We start from the raw sequence: 15194 nt of genomic DNA, 5'->3' as shown, positions 1-15194 counted from the left end.
TCCGATATCTCGCATTTGAGATGGAATAGCGTACCGCCGTGTCCTGCTGGCCTCAGATGCCGTATAAGGCTCGTGCCCGCAATCGGGCGTAAAGAGAATTCAACTTACTATCTGGAGAAGAGAATGAAACTTACTTCCGCGAAACTCGCAATCCTAACCACCATGTTTGCCACGTCTGTCGTGACCACCGTTGTGCTGGCTCAGCCTGTTCACACCAGTGCCGTCATTGCAGCAGCAAAACAGGACAGTTCGCAGGCCAGCGTGTCAGGCAAATGGAAGTTGTCATTTACCGACCCCACTGGCAATGCGCGGGAGGGCGTGTTGGACCTTCAGCAGGATGGATCGCGCCTGACAGGGCGTTTCACGGGGCCGCGCCGCACTCTGTCCGTGAAGGGAGATTCGGACGGGAATCGAATTACGTTTGCGGTCTCCGCAATGGGGAGAAAGCTGACCTTTTCGGGCAGCGCCAATGGCGACAAAATGAGCGGCACGACGGAAACTGGCGCTACCTGGAGCGCGTCCCGCGAATAACCGCATCCGCCAACAAGACGGGCCACACATCCGCGGTTGCCCGGAAGGAGCCGGGCAATCGGTGAATGAGGTTATCGTGATGAACAATGCTGAATTTGTGTGGTACATGCTCGAAGCGATCGAGCTTTTATGCATACTATTCTTACTCGTGATGTGTGCGCTCATGCTTCGTCTGGGCTTCAACTCATTCATCGGGAAAATCAAAGCGGATGATCGCAAACGGACAGTTTGCGCTGGCGGGAATCCGTCCCATGCGCAGACGCTCGCACTCGACTTGCCGAACAATAACCGCTCCGGGGCGCGCACCTCGGCGTGAGTACAAGGCAGCGGCCGAGCCTCGCCTTCCGGGCGTGGTTCCACGGGTATTTGAAATGATTGACTTGTCTCCGTTGATGGTCTCTGATGAGACTATTGTGAGCACGGATGTTTTGATGCTGCATACCGTCGGCGCGGCAGCCGAAGCAACAGTTGCCGGAATCCTCGTCTATGCCCTCTATCGGATCCGGCGCAATGGAGAGATTCCTAAAGGGTTTGTCCCGATTGCCGTTCTGATTTCCCTAGGCAGTCTCGGGCGAATCATTGGAACGTCGTTATCGTGGTCAGAACATGCGATTCCCTTCTGGCTCAATCTAACAACATTGATCGTCCTGCTGATCACGATTCTCTCTGTCCCTATCGTTCTGTCGGCTCACTACGGCTCGTCTGGAGCATCTGCAACCCCGGATGGCTCTCGGATTGGGCTGCAGTGGGCCATGATCGGCAATATCGGCGCCATTATCGCGGGATTCCTGTTGGTGGTCGTACTACACGCGGAGACGCTGCTGCCTTTGATTGCTTCGGCAGGATGCATCATCTCCGCCGTGTTGCTGGGTATCCAGGCATCGCACTACCGTAACCTGCAAATGAGGACACGGGGGCTGCTTCTGTTTTCCGGCCTCGCGGCAACTGGACTGGTCGGAATCTCAACAAACCTTCTGTTCACGTACCGCTCCAATGCTGCATTGAACACAACTTTTTCCAATTCCACCACCTCCGCGACGCTGGCCGAGTTCTGCAATGTGCTGGTGGTGCTCGGGCTGATGTTTGTTTTTGCCAGTGTTCGCTTGGCAGACATCATTCTTAAGCGTGTCACGGGGCTTTATCTTTGGCTGGGAGTCTCGCTGCTGGTGTGGAAGGTGAGCACAGCGCTATGCGGCGAGACAGGCCAGAACACGGGAGCGGCGCTCCTTTCGATCGTCGTGATCGCGGCGACACTCTTGCTGACGCCGTACACCGCCCGCCGCGTCAACGAGTGGATCGACTCCTGGGTTTTCGAGGTCCCCGATTTCGATGCGGAAATTCATCGATTCTGGAAAACGCTTTCATCCCTGGTGGATCGGGATGCCGTTTACCGGGCCGGAGAGGAGACGCTGAAGGACACTCTGCGCCTGGCTTCCGCACGCCTCCTTCCGGCAGCGGAGTTCCCCTCCCGGAAGGAGTTGGGTGCGGTTGGCCCGAACCCGCGGTTTTTATCACCAGGCAGTCCGCTTTCGAACGTCATTTCTCCATCCGCCGATGTGTTGTTGCCTGTGTTCCATGACGGAGCTCCAGAGTATTGGATTGCGTTAAGCCGGGGAGTCATGCGGCCACCCTGGACAGCCACCGAGTTAAGTTTTGTGACTAGGATTGCTGCAGAGATTCAAGTCCGTATTACAACGGTTTTGGCGGAAGAGACAAGACTCGAACGTTTGAGGAGAGAGAGCATCTTGCGGGAGCAGATTGCAGATGCCGAGCTGCGCGCCCTCCGCGCACAGATCAACCCGCACTTTCTGTTTAATTCTCTGAATACGATCGCCGATCTTGCCGTTGTGGCGCCGAACAAGGCTGAGGAAATGACGATGCGTCTGGCCTCCGTCTTCCGCTATGTTCTAGTGAACGCCGACCGCCAGTTCACGTCTCTTGGAGAAGAGATCAAGTTTGCCAGAAGCTATCTTGGTATCGAAGAAGCGCGGTTCGAAAATCGCCTCCGAGTTCACTTCGAGGTCGATCCCTCCCTATTACAGGAAACGATTCCTGCCCTTCTGTTACAACCGCTCGTCGAAAACTCGATCAAGCACGGCATCAGCCCGAGACGGGAGGGGGGCGCGTTGACAATAACCGGGAGGCGCATCCCGGATGGGTTCGAACTGATCGTTGCCGACGATGGTGTGGGACTCGGTTTCCCCGCCGCACAGGAACCTAAGCCAGGTGCGCAGGTTGGGGTTCAGAACGTGAAAAAGCGCCTCGAAACCGCCTACGGCAACCGGGCCACATTTGCTCTGCGCCCGCGCGAGGGGGGTGGCGCGGAAGCCCGCATCGTGTTCCGTACAAGGAAAGAGGAGGTGCATGAGAGTACTTCTTGCTGACGACGAAAACTCCGCTCGCCGGAGACTAACGCGTTTATTGGCCGATGTTCCAGACGTTGAGATTGTAGGTGAGGCTCGGGATGGGCTCCAAGCGCTAGGCCACATTGAGTCTCTGAACCCTGACTTAGTGTTCCTGGACATTCGCATGCCTGAGTTGGATGGCTTCGGAGTGGTTCGCGCGATTCCGCCATCCATTCGGATGCCGCTCATCATCTTCGCGACCAGTTACGACGAACACGCATTGGAAGCGTTCGAAGCAAATGCCATCGCTTATCTTCTGAAGCCGGTCGAAGTTGAGCGCCTCACGGCTGCTCTTGAGAGAGCCCGTCGCCTGCTTGCCTCGGAAGCGGAACGCAACGAGGACGAGTTGCGTGTGCAATCTCTGGCCGACAGTGGAAAGCGGCTGCAACGCATCGTCTGCCGCAAGGCCAACCGGCTTGTTCTGCTCGACCCGTCCGAAATCCTCTGGTTTTATATCGACGGCGGCATCGTCCGGGCTCAAACAGAAACCGAGAACTATTGGGTAAGCTATCAGCTCAATCAGCTCGAGACTGGGCTTGACTCGAAAACCTTCTTCCGTGCGCGGCGCGAGGTGCTTGTCAATCTGTCGAACGTCAAATCCATCAAGCCGTACGACAGCAGCACGTTCATACTGGTCATGTCCGATCCTAACGAAACCGAACTGCTTGTGAGCGAACGCCGCGCCACAGAGCTGCGTCAGCGCCTGCCTGGACTGTAATTCGTTCGCGCGCGGACAGGGCGCGCTCACAGCGTGATTTCCGCGTTCAGTTTTCCTCCCGCCGGAACATCGTGTTTCCGAGTTCTTATCAGAGTGAGATCTGAACACCGTTACGGAGAGAAATTATGAAAATCTGCCCTTTCTTCGCTCCTGTTCTGGCCGCATTGCTGCCGCTCGGAGCAACGCTCCTTCGTGCACAGGGGGCTCCTCCTCCTCAAGCTGGTTATGTTCAGCTCGACTATGCCCAACTCGATCAGATGGTTGCGCCAATCGCTCTCTATCCTGATGCCTTGGTTGCACAGATTCTCGCCGCTTCAACGTACTCATCTCAGATCGTGGAAGCGGATCGCTTCCTCGAACAGAACGCCGGGATGCCGCCGCAGGAACTGGCCCGTTTGGTAAACACCCAACCGTGGGACCCCAGCGTAAAGTCGTTGGCTGCTTTCCCTTCAGTCCTGTCGAATCTCGACCGAAGCCTCGATTGGACGGCCAAGCTTGGCAACGCGTATTACAACCAGCCACAGGATGTCATGGGTGCGATTCAAGCGATGCGTCAACGTGCGTCTGCAGCGGGCACCCTAATATCGACGCCGCAGGAGACCGTCGTCTACCGGCCATCCGGCATCGTCATTGAGCCGGTGAATCCATCGGTCTACTACGTGCCCGTCTACAATCCGTGGGTTGTGTACGGCGCCGTGATTCCAGCTTATCCGGCTTACTATGTGGCGGCGCCCGCTCCTGTCGCCGGTGTTACAGTCGCCGTCGGATACTCCTCGGGCATAGCCGTCGGTTTCACATCGGGCGTAGCTGTCGGTTTCTATGGTTCCTATAGTTGGGGTTGCACGTACTGGGGGACGAACTGGTATTCACACAATGTCGTGTACAACAACACGGTCTACGTCTCTCGCAGCACCACGGTCGCGAACCGCGGCTACTACGGCTACTATGACCACTCTTCCGGGGCGGTCGCCTACAACCACCAGGTATTCTACGGCGCGAATGGAGGTGTCGCGAGACGGACAGCTGTTAGCGCAAACGGTCAAACCAATGTTTGGGGGACGGGACCAAATGGAGGAACGTATGAACGCTCGACTACGCAGTATCAGGGAGGCAACTCCACCACCGCCACGGGTCGAAACGGTGAAACTGCAAATCGCACCATAACCGGCCAGGGAACAAACAATGTCAATGCAACTATGACCGGTCCGCAAGGTGGTACAACCACCCGGTCAACTTCGAGCTATGCAGGTGGCAACTCCACCACTGTCACGGGTCCAAACGGTGAAACTGCAAATCGCACCATAACCGGTCAGGGAACAAACAATGTCAACGCAACTATGACCGGTCCGCAAGGTGGTACAACCACCCGGTCAACTTCGAGCTATGCAGGCGGAAGCTCGACCACTATTACCGGCCGTAACGGTCAATCGGAGACGACAGGCATCAGCGGTCGCGGCACCGGAAGCGCTACAGTGACGCGTTCGGGAGCGAGAGGCAACCGTACTTGGCATCGGTCTTGACGCCTTGCCACAAAAGCGACGGCCAGCCTGGTTTCGAAGCCAGTTTGAGCGTGAATGCCAAGCTACACACTTTCGCGGGGACAAGCAGAAGAAGGAGCCCAACGTCACGTAGCCTCGGATGCAGTCCATCTGGAATATTTCGTAAGCAGAAAGAAAAGGACGAGAACAATGCAGAAATTCAATCAGATCAATTTAACAAAGTTCGTTATGGTAATAGCAGTGTTGTCGATCGCATCCATTGCGGCAATGGGGCAGGAGGTCCGTTATAACTTTATGCCGGGCGCCAATTTCGCGAGCTATCACACCTACAGGTGGGTCACAACCCGAGGTAGGTCGCAACCAAATCAAATTGTCGATGCTGAAATCAAGCAATCTGTGGATTCGCAGTTGGCGGCAAAGGGTCTGACTAAGACGGACAGTGACAAAGCCGATCTCGAGATCAGCTATCAAGTCGGTATCGATCACGAAAGGCAATGGAACGGCTCTGGTTCGGGCGCGGGACCCTTCTGGGGCGCCGGCATAGGCATGGGATCCGCTACCAGTTCGGCCGTTGCCAATGGAAACCTCGTGCTAGATATGTATGACCCCGTTACAAAGCAGCTTATGTGGACGGGGACGGCAACCAAGACGCTCGACCCCAGCAGCAATGAAGAGAAGAATCTAAAAAGCTTGAATAAGGCAATGCGTAAATTGTTGAAGAACTATCCACCTAAATAGAAACCAGAGTTAACAACGGCCTTCAGGACATGGACAACCTTGTGTGCGAAACCAACCACGGCAAGGCGTGCTGATGTTTCTCTCAGCCCTGCTATTACTGGCTAGTTGAATCCGAAAAGACACCGGATGATGTCAGCACTGTGCGGCTCCTTGGTAACGAGGAGCCGCACGGTTAATATGTGTCCGGCGGCTGGACCTGTGGTGCTGTCGAATTGCTACCTGGGTTTCACATCATCACACCGGCACCTAGCCAGGTGTCGTCTCGGTCTGTTCCTCGTCTTTAACGTCACACACGCATATGGTGGGCTAAACCAGATTCGCGCTCAGGCAAAAATCAAGCAGGGCGATAAAGAGCGGCTGCGAGCCGGCGAGAAGATCAATTCCGGTACCCTATCAAGGGCTCATGAGTGACTTGGCGATAATGCGCGCGTTGCCTAGGGCGTGCCATCTCGTTACCAGAGACTTCGTGCCCCGCAGTCCGAACGCATGCCTACCCTGCGTGTACAGATGCATCTCCACTGGAACTCCACTACCTTTTGTGAAGAGCTCAACCGAGGCTATGTGATCAGCCGGGATGTTCAGTCTCATTCCTCAGCATTCTCGTAAATCACTGGTCTACGGTACATTGCTGTAACGGACACAGTCTTGCTGCCCCAAATGCAACGCGTACTCGCAATCAATTGCCCCGATGCTCTGTCGTCGGAGGTCGTCGAACGGCTTGGAGCCAGCACTCAGTGGGCCGACGTAATAATTAGCAAGAGTGCGCCACTTAGTAGCAAAGCAACAATCATAGCGGCGAGCATAACCGGCTCGAAAATGCGATCACTTAACGAATTCCACCACGCCGGTGGCAAGATCATACATCGCACCCGTGATGTGGATACTTCCCCTCTCCTCTAACCCCTCCAAAATAGGACTGCGTCTGCGGATCTCGGCGAGCCCCAACACAACATTAATACGCGCAACGGCATCGACATAGCTCGCATTCTTACTCGACTTCTCGCCGTCGTACTTCGTTAACGGTATAGCCGGTTTGATTCGTGCCAGCAAACCTGTGAGGTTACCCAGCACGACATCGTCTATAGCACCTTTCACCGCTCCACATGCGGTATGTCCCAGAACCAGCACCACTTTGGCGCCCGATACGGCACAGGCAAACTCCATGCTGCCGAGCATATCATCGTTTACGACGTTGCCTGCGACCCTTCCGATGAACGTGTCACCGATGCCCACATCAAAAATGATCTCCGCGGGGACACGTGAATCCAGGCATCCAAGGACCACTGCAGCAGGATATTGTCCCGTAGCACTAGATCGTTTCTGCGCTAAATAGTCGCGAGAAACCATCTTTCTCGCTCGGAACCGTTCATTGCCTTTCTTCAACTCCTCAACTACCTGCGATGGGCTCATACTATCGCGTTGTTCTTTTGTCAGCGAGTTAGCAAGGCTTACTGCGACTTGCATGTCCAAGGGAGAAAGAGGAGTGATGGCACAGGCTCCGAAGCCGGTCAGAAAATTACGACGATCAATAATCCCGCTATCAGCCAACTTCCTAGATAACTCTTTCATAACTCCTCCGTGATTTTGTTTTCGGGCAAGTTATAGCGCAACTGGCTGGACACAAATAGCTGGCCCGATCTGAACTTATCCCTCCGGCATGAGCGCAATCGAAGCTTCGTCTTCATCATCCAAAAAGAGCTCCTTTTTCTGCGGCTCAGGTGCCTTAGCTTTAGTGCCAGGCAGAACCTCGAACCAGTTATCGAACTTCACCATCGTCGAGGCCAGCTGACCAAGAACCGCCGGATTTCCCACCATCTTTGCCTTTCCGGAGGCGATTTTCTCGGCCAGCGTGGCGGTTCCAATCATGACGTCGTCCAGTTCGCGCCGGTCGATTGTGAGCGTCAGGTCAGCATCTTTCGCCTGGAATCCCGGGATAGTAGTCAATGTGGCATTGCTCATTTCGATCACGAATTCTTCGCCGTTATCAGGGGTGACAAGGTTGATCTTGAATTTCATCCCCTCCGCTTTGCGGCTGTCCATCTGGATGGCCAGATAATTCAGGAACAGTTCCGTGCTCGTGCCGCGTACGAAATCAGGGCTGCCCGCCTTTGCGGCCTTGACCGGAACAACGCCGTCCCGAAGCTCCTTCGCCCCTGCGAGATAGCTATTGCGAAGACTCGGACTTTCGCTCTGATACCCAAGCTGTTCGTAGGTATCAGCGAGCAAGTCTTTCGCGGCCCGGTTTTCAGGCTCGGCATAAACCAGTTTGTTCAGGATTTCCATGGCGTATCGGTACTTGCCTTGGGCGAAGAGCTCACGTCCCTTTGGGATGATCTTCTCGGAACCTCCCATCATCTCTACGTAGAGCGGCGCAGAGTCCTCCGGCGAGAGCGGAACCAAAGTGGCCGGGTTCAGGTCCCAATAGCCAAAATAGCGCTGGATGACCGCCCGGCTGTTGTGCTCATACGAACCGTGATAGCCGCGGGCGTACCAGAGCTGCTGCAAGCTTTTTGGTGGTTCATAGACGTTTTGGATTTGGTTGATCGTCACGCCACTGTTGGCCAAGTGCATGACCTGGTTGTTCAAGTTCGCATACATATCCCGCTCGCCCCGCATAACTTCCTGAATCCTCTCTTTGCCCCAACGCGGCCAACTGTGCGACGCGAACATAACATCGGCTTGATCACCGAAGCGGTAGAGGGCCTCGTTAATGTACTTTGACCAAGCCAGAGCGTCCCGCACCGGTGCGCCCCGTAGCGTGAGGATGTTGTGCAGACCTGCAACCATGTTCTCAGCAGCCCAGAACGCCTTAAGGTCGGGGAACCATGTGTTCATCTCGGCGGGCGCTTCGGTGCCGGGGGTATTCTGAAACACCATCCTGACTCCGTCGATGGTCATCTCTTCGATCGGCTGATCGATAACCTTTGTGGGCGGAAGAATGCCGACGTCGCCGCTTGCAACACCTTTACCGATGGAGGCATCCACCTGCCCGTAAGGGCCCGTGGGGAGCAGGTCGCCGTAGGTGTAAGTCTTGCGGCGCGTCATCGCGTTTCCGCCGAAGAGATTCTCCGAGATCGACTCATAGATGAAGCCTTTGGGCGCGATGATCTGCACCTTACCGGCCGCGAGCGCGTTAGCGTCAACAACGCCGCGAACACCGCCGAAATGATCGGCATGAGAGTGAGAGATGATGACGGCAACTACTGGCCTTGCGCCAAGCTTTTCATTCACGAACTTGAGGGCAGCCCCGGCAGTTTCTTTCGTGGTCAGTGGATCGATAACGATCCAGCCGGTCTTGCCTTTGATGAAGGAGATGTTCGCCAGGTCGAAGCCACGTACCTGGTAAATTCCCGGCATAACCTCGAAGAGCCCATATCCCATGTTGAGCGTGGCTTGACGCTGCAGCGAAGGATGAATGCTGTCGTAGTCCGTTCCACTGAGAAGGAACTTCCAGTTATCGATGTCCCATGCCACATCGCCCTTCTCGTTCATGATCTTGCGGTAGGACGGCGCGGCAATAAAACCGCGCTTGGCCTCTTCGAAATCCCGCTTATCGGCCAGAGGCAGGATCTTTCGCTGCTCCTGCTGTGCCTGCACGGTGTACTGCGAAGGCGGCTTTGCTTTTGAGCTAACGTGCTGTGGCTCTTGGGCGGTTGCGCTTGTTACTACAAAACTCATCACAGTGATGAATACGAAAAGCGAGATTTTTGGTGTCCGCATCTAAGTCCCCCTGAGAACGCGACAGCTCTGATTTGAGATAAAAATTTGAACCCCAGAAATCCGAAGATCTCCACTTTTGAGGCCCGAGACTACCTCGATGCTCACTTCTGCTGCGGCGCCTTTAGCTTTTCCTTCATTTCAGGCGGCAGCTTGGGAAACAAGAACGCAAGCTGCATTCGCATGGACCACGTCGATCCACTGTTAGGGTGCGCAGCATTGCCGTAGAACTGTGCCGTAGTATTCACGGGTTGGAATCCCACCCGGAAGATTCGACCGACTCCGCCGCCTACGGGTACGGTCCAAATGTTTCCGCTGGCAGCCTGCCAGTTCGCGGTGAGAATCGGGGCAGCAGACAAGTACCAACCTTTCTTCAGGTTGTAATTGACGAAGTACTGCAGGGACATTTGGTTTACGTCAGAGCGGTCCGATGAACCAGCGACGGACCAGGCGTTGTTGACCAGTGCGCCTATAGTCCATTTACCCGGCTGAAGCAACGCGACGACGGAAGGACCTATGCTGAACTTTCCCTGTCCCAGAACTCTATTGGTCGCCGTTGGCAAAACGAAGACAGGACCCGCACCCCAGATAAGTTTCCCGGGCTTGGCTGGCGATAGGAAAAACGTCGGTATCATATCCGCGAAGCCAAATACGCCTACATTTTGTTGAGCACTTTGGACAGCCAGATAGGCCGGAGTGTCCTCTTCGATCCCATAGACCTCCAGGTTTGCAGTACCGGGGGCGGGCTGCCAGACGATTGGAGCGATCCAACGGATAATCAGGTTCCAATCGCGGGTGGCGCTTATTGGAATGACGGGTTGAACGTTCAGCACGTTCTGCGTGCGACTATAAGGGCCGATCCCAAAGTTGCTGTTGTTCTGAACGGGAACGCTGATCAGGCTCGCAACGGGATTCTGAACAGCCTTGGCCAGATCGCCAGAGGCTTCCGGTTCAGGTTGCTGGGCCGCTGCCGCCGCCGGTGCCTTCGACTCTTTCACCGGGCGAGTAGTGCCATCCTGCGCCATAGAACGATCAGCTATCGAAACAAGGAACGCAAACACGATCGCAGAGCGCCACACTCTGCATGATGTCGAACTTCTCGTTTGCATCGCATTTCGATGGATGGCCATTCGTCACTTTCTTTCCGCCAACTACAGGCCTGACGAACTGACATTGGCTCGCATAAGCCTGCCCTACTTCAGTCGGATAGTGAGACCAGCGATTGCACCCTGTTGATGAACGTTGTGGACGAAGGAGAAGGGGCGACCAGTGGTGTAATCAATGTCCAGATAACGCCAGCCCGCCTGCAGTGTTATAGCCTTGGAGACTTTGAAGCCTCCGAGCGCGACGAACTGGTAATCCAGGTTCGCGCCGCCTCCCCCCGCGTCTCCAACGATCGTCACCAGCAGCTTTGGTGCGACAGCAGCCTCGATCTTGCCGCCGCCTACGACATCAATCCAGTTCGCGGATTGCGACGTATTGCTGAAGAGCCCTGACGGCTGAAAGGTGAGGTTCTGTCCCAAATGCCAGAACCGGAGTGCAATGCGTGCATCTACGTTCAATTTGTCGTTCTTGATCACTCGATAGCCAAACCCGGGCGTGACGATAGTTTGAGTGAGCTTGGCGTTTATGTAGCTGACGCCGGGATTGAATGGAGTTGCACGATCGGCTTGCAGTTTGACCCATAAAAAATCTACGGGGAGGACAAACCGCTTCTTCCGAAACTCTGCAGCTCCCATGAGGCCAATGTCGAAGTTTGAGAGCACATCGACGGGACCGAGATGCACACTCGCATTGCGCCCGAACACGCCAACCGTCCCGCTTACGCCGGGGAACCACAGATAGGGGCTCAACGTCACATGCCAGGCCGTGTCGTCGCCTACACTGGCCGGATCTATTTGGACTGCAGCGCCTGTTTGCTGAGCGTCATTTTCAGGGCATGGAGGATTGTTGGAGGAAGCGACACAGCGAGCGACCATGCCAACTGCGATGAGGATAAGCGTCGCGCTTGCCCTGAAGAGCTTCATGCGGCCCTCTTTGAGTGGCATTGAACGGCCAGAGCCCCTGGAGACAGAAAAAGAATCGCAGCATAGCCGACCGCCCACGCCGCAATCGCGCTCGAGAAGAGTTCACCTGATTTCGCTGACTGAGAAGACGGAGCATGCTAGCACGGGCATAACCCTGCCATCAAGCACAAAGTACCATTCAAAAAATTGCACCTCTAGGGAGACGTTGGACTAGAGCTTGCTTGCGAGGGGCAGAAGTCCTTCGCACGGCTTCATCTAATCCAGGAAGGAAGCTACACAGCATGACAGAACAGAAAGGATAAGTCGCGCCGACGGCCCGGAGGGGCTTGAAGCCAATAGGAAGAATAGAGACCTCGCAGCAAGACGCGGATTTCATCAAGGGAACCGCGATCCGGCGACCCCTTTGACAAGCAAGAATTATTAATGTCGACGATCGAAAAGGTACGTCTGTATTTAGCTAACCAGTGAAAGCGTCGTAAGGACCTAGCTCGTATCGTGTTTGATCCTGTCGGCGGCGATTACGTTGATGTACTTGCGCAAGCGACCTCCTTCGAGGGAACGATCTTCCTCTATGGCATGCTCTCCGGCACACCAACGCCCTACCCGATATCTGGAATAGGGAGCGGTGTTGCGTTGAGCTTCTATCTTCTGACGCAAAGCAAAATCCCGGAACGCGTCGAAAGAATGAAGCACTATATCTACGACCAACTTGCGGATGGACATTCAAGCGCAAGGTGGACCATGTGTTTCGGTTCGAAGAGGTTGTAGATGCAAACAGGTACTTAGGAAGTAACCAGCAGATCGGCAAGAGCGTCATCAGGTTATCGGGCCTTCCAAGCCACACCTTCTTGGCAAGACTGGTTGCTTTCCCATGCAGAACGCGCTGTACTGTCAGCTCGGGCCGTCCTCGATGGGCCGAATGAAATTATCAATATCGGCAAGTCTTCCTATATCGAACCAATCCTCATCTCAACGCTTATTTCTATCTCTCCCTTTTTCCAGAAATGGGGATCAAGCTTGGGAGCAACTTTTTCAACAAGCTAGGTCAGCGCAGGCACGCTCGGCCTTGAGGTGATAACCGGCATTCCACAAAACCAGCAACTTAGCGTCATCAACAAGAAGCTGCACCTGGCCATGTGATTTATGCCTAGGTGTGTCGCTGCGAGTTTTCATGGTCGATCTCGCGGATTTCAATGTTCAACGGACCTTCTATCCGCATTTGGAATAAAGGCGACAGCTTTGGCACCAGTGCTGTAAGTGCTGGCATAATTCTGCAGCTTAACTCACCCGCACTGCGGCGCCCTCACGCTGGTAATCTACGGTCTCCCGCTACGATTGGCTTCAGAACGTTGCGGGCCTCTCCCATTCGGAAAATATAAAGTCGGCTATCTGCTACGGGACCGAGCAGCCATTTCTGGCTTTGTCGGAACCTACTCTCTCCAAGGTAGTCCGCGCCCTGTTCGACAATACAGTCGCGTTTCTGGCTGGATCTGATCATCCCCCAACCTGTATGACACTGGCGGGAGCCATGGGATGTAGTCCTGACGCAGCGCCGGCAAAAGAGATTATGACCGATATGCGAAGGCAGAATGATCAGGCCATGAAGGAGCGCTTCTTGTTGGCACGAAAAGCTGGTGAATCACCGAAAGACCTTAATGTCGACGATTTCACCCGCTTCGTCTCGGCGACTCTTGCAGGCCTGTCTATCCCGGCAGCGAATGGTGCAACAAAGGCAGAACTCAAGCGTACCTCTCAGATGGCGCTCGGATTCCTCGGCTACTAAGCGCTCTCGGCGACGTTTTTCTTGTATCCTCGCCCGAGAAGCGCTTAAACCGCCCTCCCAAATCGGTTGATGCGCTTCCAAACCCCTTTAGGGCAAACCCTTGACCCGGAGTCCATAGAAGAACCGCGGAGTTCAGTCCTTTGCCTTAGAAGATTGCTCCTCAGCCGCCCGTCAAGGCTTTCGACCCAATGCTCGTGATAGCGGAAAGCGCACCGGGGTAGTTCCGACCGATCAACTCGAGGAAGAATTCGCTTGCTGCGTCTCCTCGGAGAGGACATGACATCCGTGATGCCCCAGCGATGATAAACGGTCGATCGTCTCATCGCCGCCGACGGTCGTTGACCACGCGAGCCTGCGTCTAGGCACGCACTCCGTAGCGATGGGCTCACAGGGAAGCCAACCGTCACTCTGTGAAATTTGGTTCCGAGCGCTAATTCCGGTTCACCGCTAAGAATCTCGACCTGATTTCCGGCGGAAAATGGCTCTCGTCGACAGCGGCGACTGTTGTGACATCGTCTGCACGCTCGAAAGATACACTGACGTATCCACGTACACACCATAGCCCGCCCGCACTACCAAGGGCGTCGTCGGCAATGGCCGCCACGCCAGCCCCACCCGCGGCTCGAAGTTGCGCTTGTCCGGATGCACCAGCGACGACGGATACTGCGTGCCCGTCAGCGGTCCCGTCGGATCGCCCCCCGGCACCGGAGCCACCGCCGCAAAGCCGCTCGCGATATCCAGGTTCACCAGCCTGCCCTTCAGCTCCGTCATTGGAGAGCCATAGTCATAGCGCAGTCCAGTGCTCAGCGTCAGCTCCGGCCTGATCCTCCAGTCGTCGTGACGAACAGGTCATAGACTCTTTGCCGGAAATATTTATCCGCATTGCCATAAGCGGGCTGGCTCGTATCCGGCACGCCGATCAGAAAGTCCGTGAGGTCCGACCCTATACTGCCGCTGCCTTGCGTCGCCGCATTTCCATGACCTGGAATTCGATTTTTGTAAGTTTCGCGGGCGGCATGTTCTGCTCTTGTCTACTACAGACGTAGGTTTGAAGCAAAGAAAACTTACAGTGATTAGTTGAGATCGGCCTGCCACATCCGACGAATCTGATTCCATCTTTACCCTAGTTACGAGACACCGGTCGGCTTTATGGTCGGAAATCGACCAGATCGATATCCGACATTCGAGTCAATCAAGAAGTGCGATAGTTGTAATCTGGCAGTCCCATCATGAAAGACACAGGGCTATACGGATATAGAAATTGCGAAGGACGATTGCCTAGCCCTCTTAGCTGAGGCATAATTTTCTCCGGGTGAGGTCCATGAATGCGAAGGCCATGCAACTGTTCCTGCTGGCAGTAAAGGCTTTATGGACTGCGTCGGGACTATCGGCGCAAGAAAAGCCCTCCCGCTATGACCAGCCGGTTACAGCCTTGCACGTCTATGCGGGTTTGGTTCAGATGCCGACGCTGATCCTCAGCCAATATAGAAAAGGAATTGAACTCCGAATTGATGAACGAAGGTTTTCCATCAGGGTTGACTCCGGACCTTGGTTCAAGGTCACCCATGTGCGTCCTGAGGGAGAAGACCCGATCTCACTTTCTATCCTGCTGGATCACAGCGCGATGGATCTCATGTCGGACGTCGATCGCCAAATCGCAGCCTTGCACCGGATCTGCTCACTGCTCGAGATCACGTTTCTCTCTATGGCTTGAGCTGGGTTTGAAACGATCTCTTGACGACGTAGCGGCTAATAACGAGAAGCTCCTGCAGGAAT

14 protein-coding genes are annotated in these 15194 nt (G+C 55.0%); 9 read left to right on the top strand and 5 right to left on the bottom strand.

Features of this window, described 5'->3' with window-relative positions:
- Window positions 1–123: 123 nt before the first annotated feature.
- The 6 genes from JAO29_RS03080 to JAO29_RS03055 all read left to right on the top strand — a co-directional run bounded on the left by JAO29_RS03080 (window position 124) and on the right by JAO29_RS03055 (window position 5891).
- A complete protein-coding gene (locus JAO29_RS03080; RefSeq protein ID WP_334266710.1) occupies window positions 124–531 on the top strand; it encodes a hypothetical protein in 408 nt (135 codons plus the stop codon).
- A gap of 61 nt (window positions 532–592) precedes the next feature.
- On the top strand, window positions 593–847 hold the full coding sequence (locus JAO29_RS03075; RefSeq protein WP_334266709.1) for a hypothetical protein: 255 nt from the start codon (window positions 593–595) through the stop codon (window positions 845–847).
- 97 nt (window positions 848–944) lie between these two features.
- Window positions 945–2915, top strand: coding sequence for a sensor histidine kinase (locus tag JAO29_RS03070; protein ID WP_334266708.1), 1971 nt, complete (start codon window positions 945–947; stop codon window positions 2913–2915).
- The gene (locus tag JAO29_RS03065) at window positions 2896–3654 is read left to right on the top strand and encodes a LytR/AlgR family response regulator transcription factor (protein WP_334266707.1); all 759 of its coding nucleotides are present in this window, start codon (window positions 2896–2898) and stop codon (window positions 3652–3654) included. Before JAO29_RS03070 ends, JAO29_RS03065 begins: the two co-directional genes overlap by 20 nt.
- Before the next feature lie 125 nt (window positions 3655–3779).
- On the top strand, window positions 3780–5174 hold the full coding sequence (locus tag JAO29_RS03060) for a DUF3300 domain-containing protein (RefSeq protein ID WP_334266706.1): 1395 nt from the start codon (window positions 3780–3782) through the stop codon (window positions 5172–5174).
- Between the two features lie 168 nt (window positions 5175–5342).
- Window positions 5343–5891: a DUF4136 domain-containing protein gene (locus JAO29_RS03055; RefSeq protein ID WP_334266705.1), complete on the top strand. Its 549-nt coding sequence runs from the start codon at window positions 5343–5345 to the stop codon at window positions 5889–5891.
- Window positions 5892–6713: 822 nt separating this feature from the next.
- Here JAO29_RS03055 and JAO29_RS03050 read toward each other — a convergent pair.
- The 4 genes from JAO29_RS03050 to JAO29_RS03035 form a co-directional block, all read right to left on the bottom strand.
- On the bottom strand, window positions 6714–7460 hold the full coding sequence (locus JAO29_RS03050) for a carbonic anhydrase family protein (RefSeq protein ID WP_334266704.1): 747 nt from the start codon (window positions 7458–7460) through the stop codon (window positions 6714–6716).
- A 75-nt stretch (window positions 7461–7535) separates the two neighbouring features.
- Window positions 7536–9611 (bottom strand): alkyl/aryl-sulfatase, encoded by a 2076-nt coding sequence (locus JAO29_RS03045; RefSeq protein WP_334266703.1) that lies wholly within the window; start codon window positions 9609–9611, stop codon window positions 7536–7538.
- A 101-nt stretch (window positions 9612–9712) separates the two neighbouring features.
- Window positions 9713–10687, bottom strand: coding sequence for a neuromedin U (locus JAO29_RS03040; RefSeq protein WP_334266702.1), 975 nt, complete (start codon window positions 10685–10687; stop codon window positions 9713–9715).
- 114 nt (window positions 10688–10801) lie between these two features.
- Window positions 10802–11635, bottom strand: coding sequence for a hypothetical protein (locus JAO29_RS03035; protein WP_334266701.1), 834 nt, complete (start codon window positions 11633–11635; stop codon window positions 10802–10804).
- A gap of 495 nt (window positions 11636–12130) precedes the next feature.
- On the opposite strand from JAO29_RS03035, the gene JAO29_RS03030 reads away from it, so the two are divergent.
- Both JAO29_RS03030 and JAO29_RS03025 read left to right on the top strand, forming a co-directional pair.
- A complete protein-coding gene (locus tag JAO29_RS03030) occupies window positions 12131–12403 on the top strand; it encodes a hypothetical protein (protein ID WP_334266700.1) in 273 nt (90 codons plus the stop codon).
- 652 nt (window positions 12404–13055) lie between these two features.
- Entirely contained in the window at window positions 13056–13418 is a 363-nt protein-coding gene (locus JAO29_RS03025) for a hypothetical protein (RefSeq protein WP_334266699.1), read from the top strand.
- A gap of 447 nt (window positions 13419–13865) precedes the next feature.
- On the opposite strand, the gene JAO29_RS03020 is transcribed toward JAO29_RS03025, so the two are convergent.
- On the bottom strand, window positions 13866–14213 hold the full coding sequence (locus tag JAO29_RS03020; RefSeq protein ID WP_442886304.1) for a hypothetical protein: 348 nt from the start codon (window positions 14211–14213) through the stop codon (window positions 13866–13868).
- A gap of 526 nt (window positions 14214–14739) precedes the next feature.
- Between JAO29_RS03020 and JAO29_RS03015 the strand changes: the two genes are divergently transcribed.
- Entirely contained in the window at window positions 14740–15132 is a 393-nt protein-coding gene (locus tag JAO29_RS03015) for a hypothetical protein (RefSeq protein WP_334266697.1), read from the top strand.
- Window positions 15133–15194 lie beyond the last annotated feature (62 nt).

The sequence above is a fragment of the Edaphobacter sp. HDX4 genome (genome assembly GCF_036877565.1).
GTDB lineage: Bacteria > Acidobacteriota > Terriglobia > Terriglobales > Acidobacteriaceae > Edaphobacter.
The sequence above is the reverse complement of the archived record's forward strand: the minus strand, read 5'-3'. Positions and strand labels throughout refer to the sequence as shown.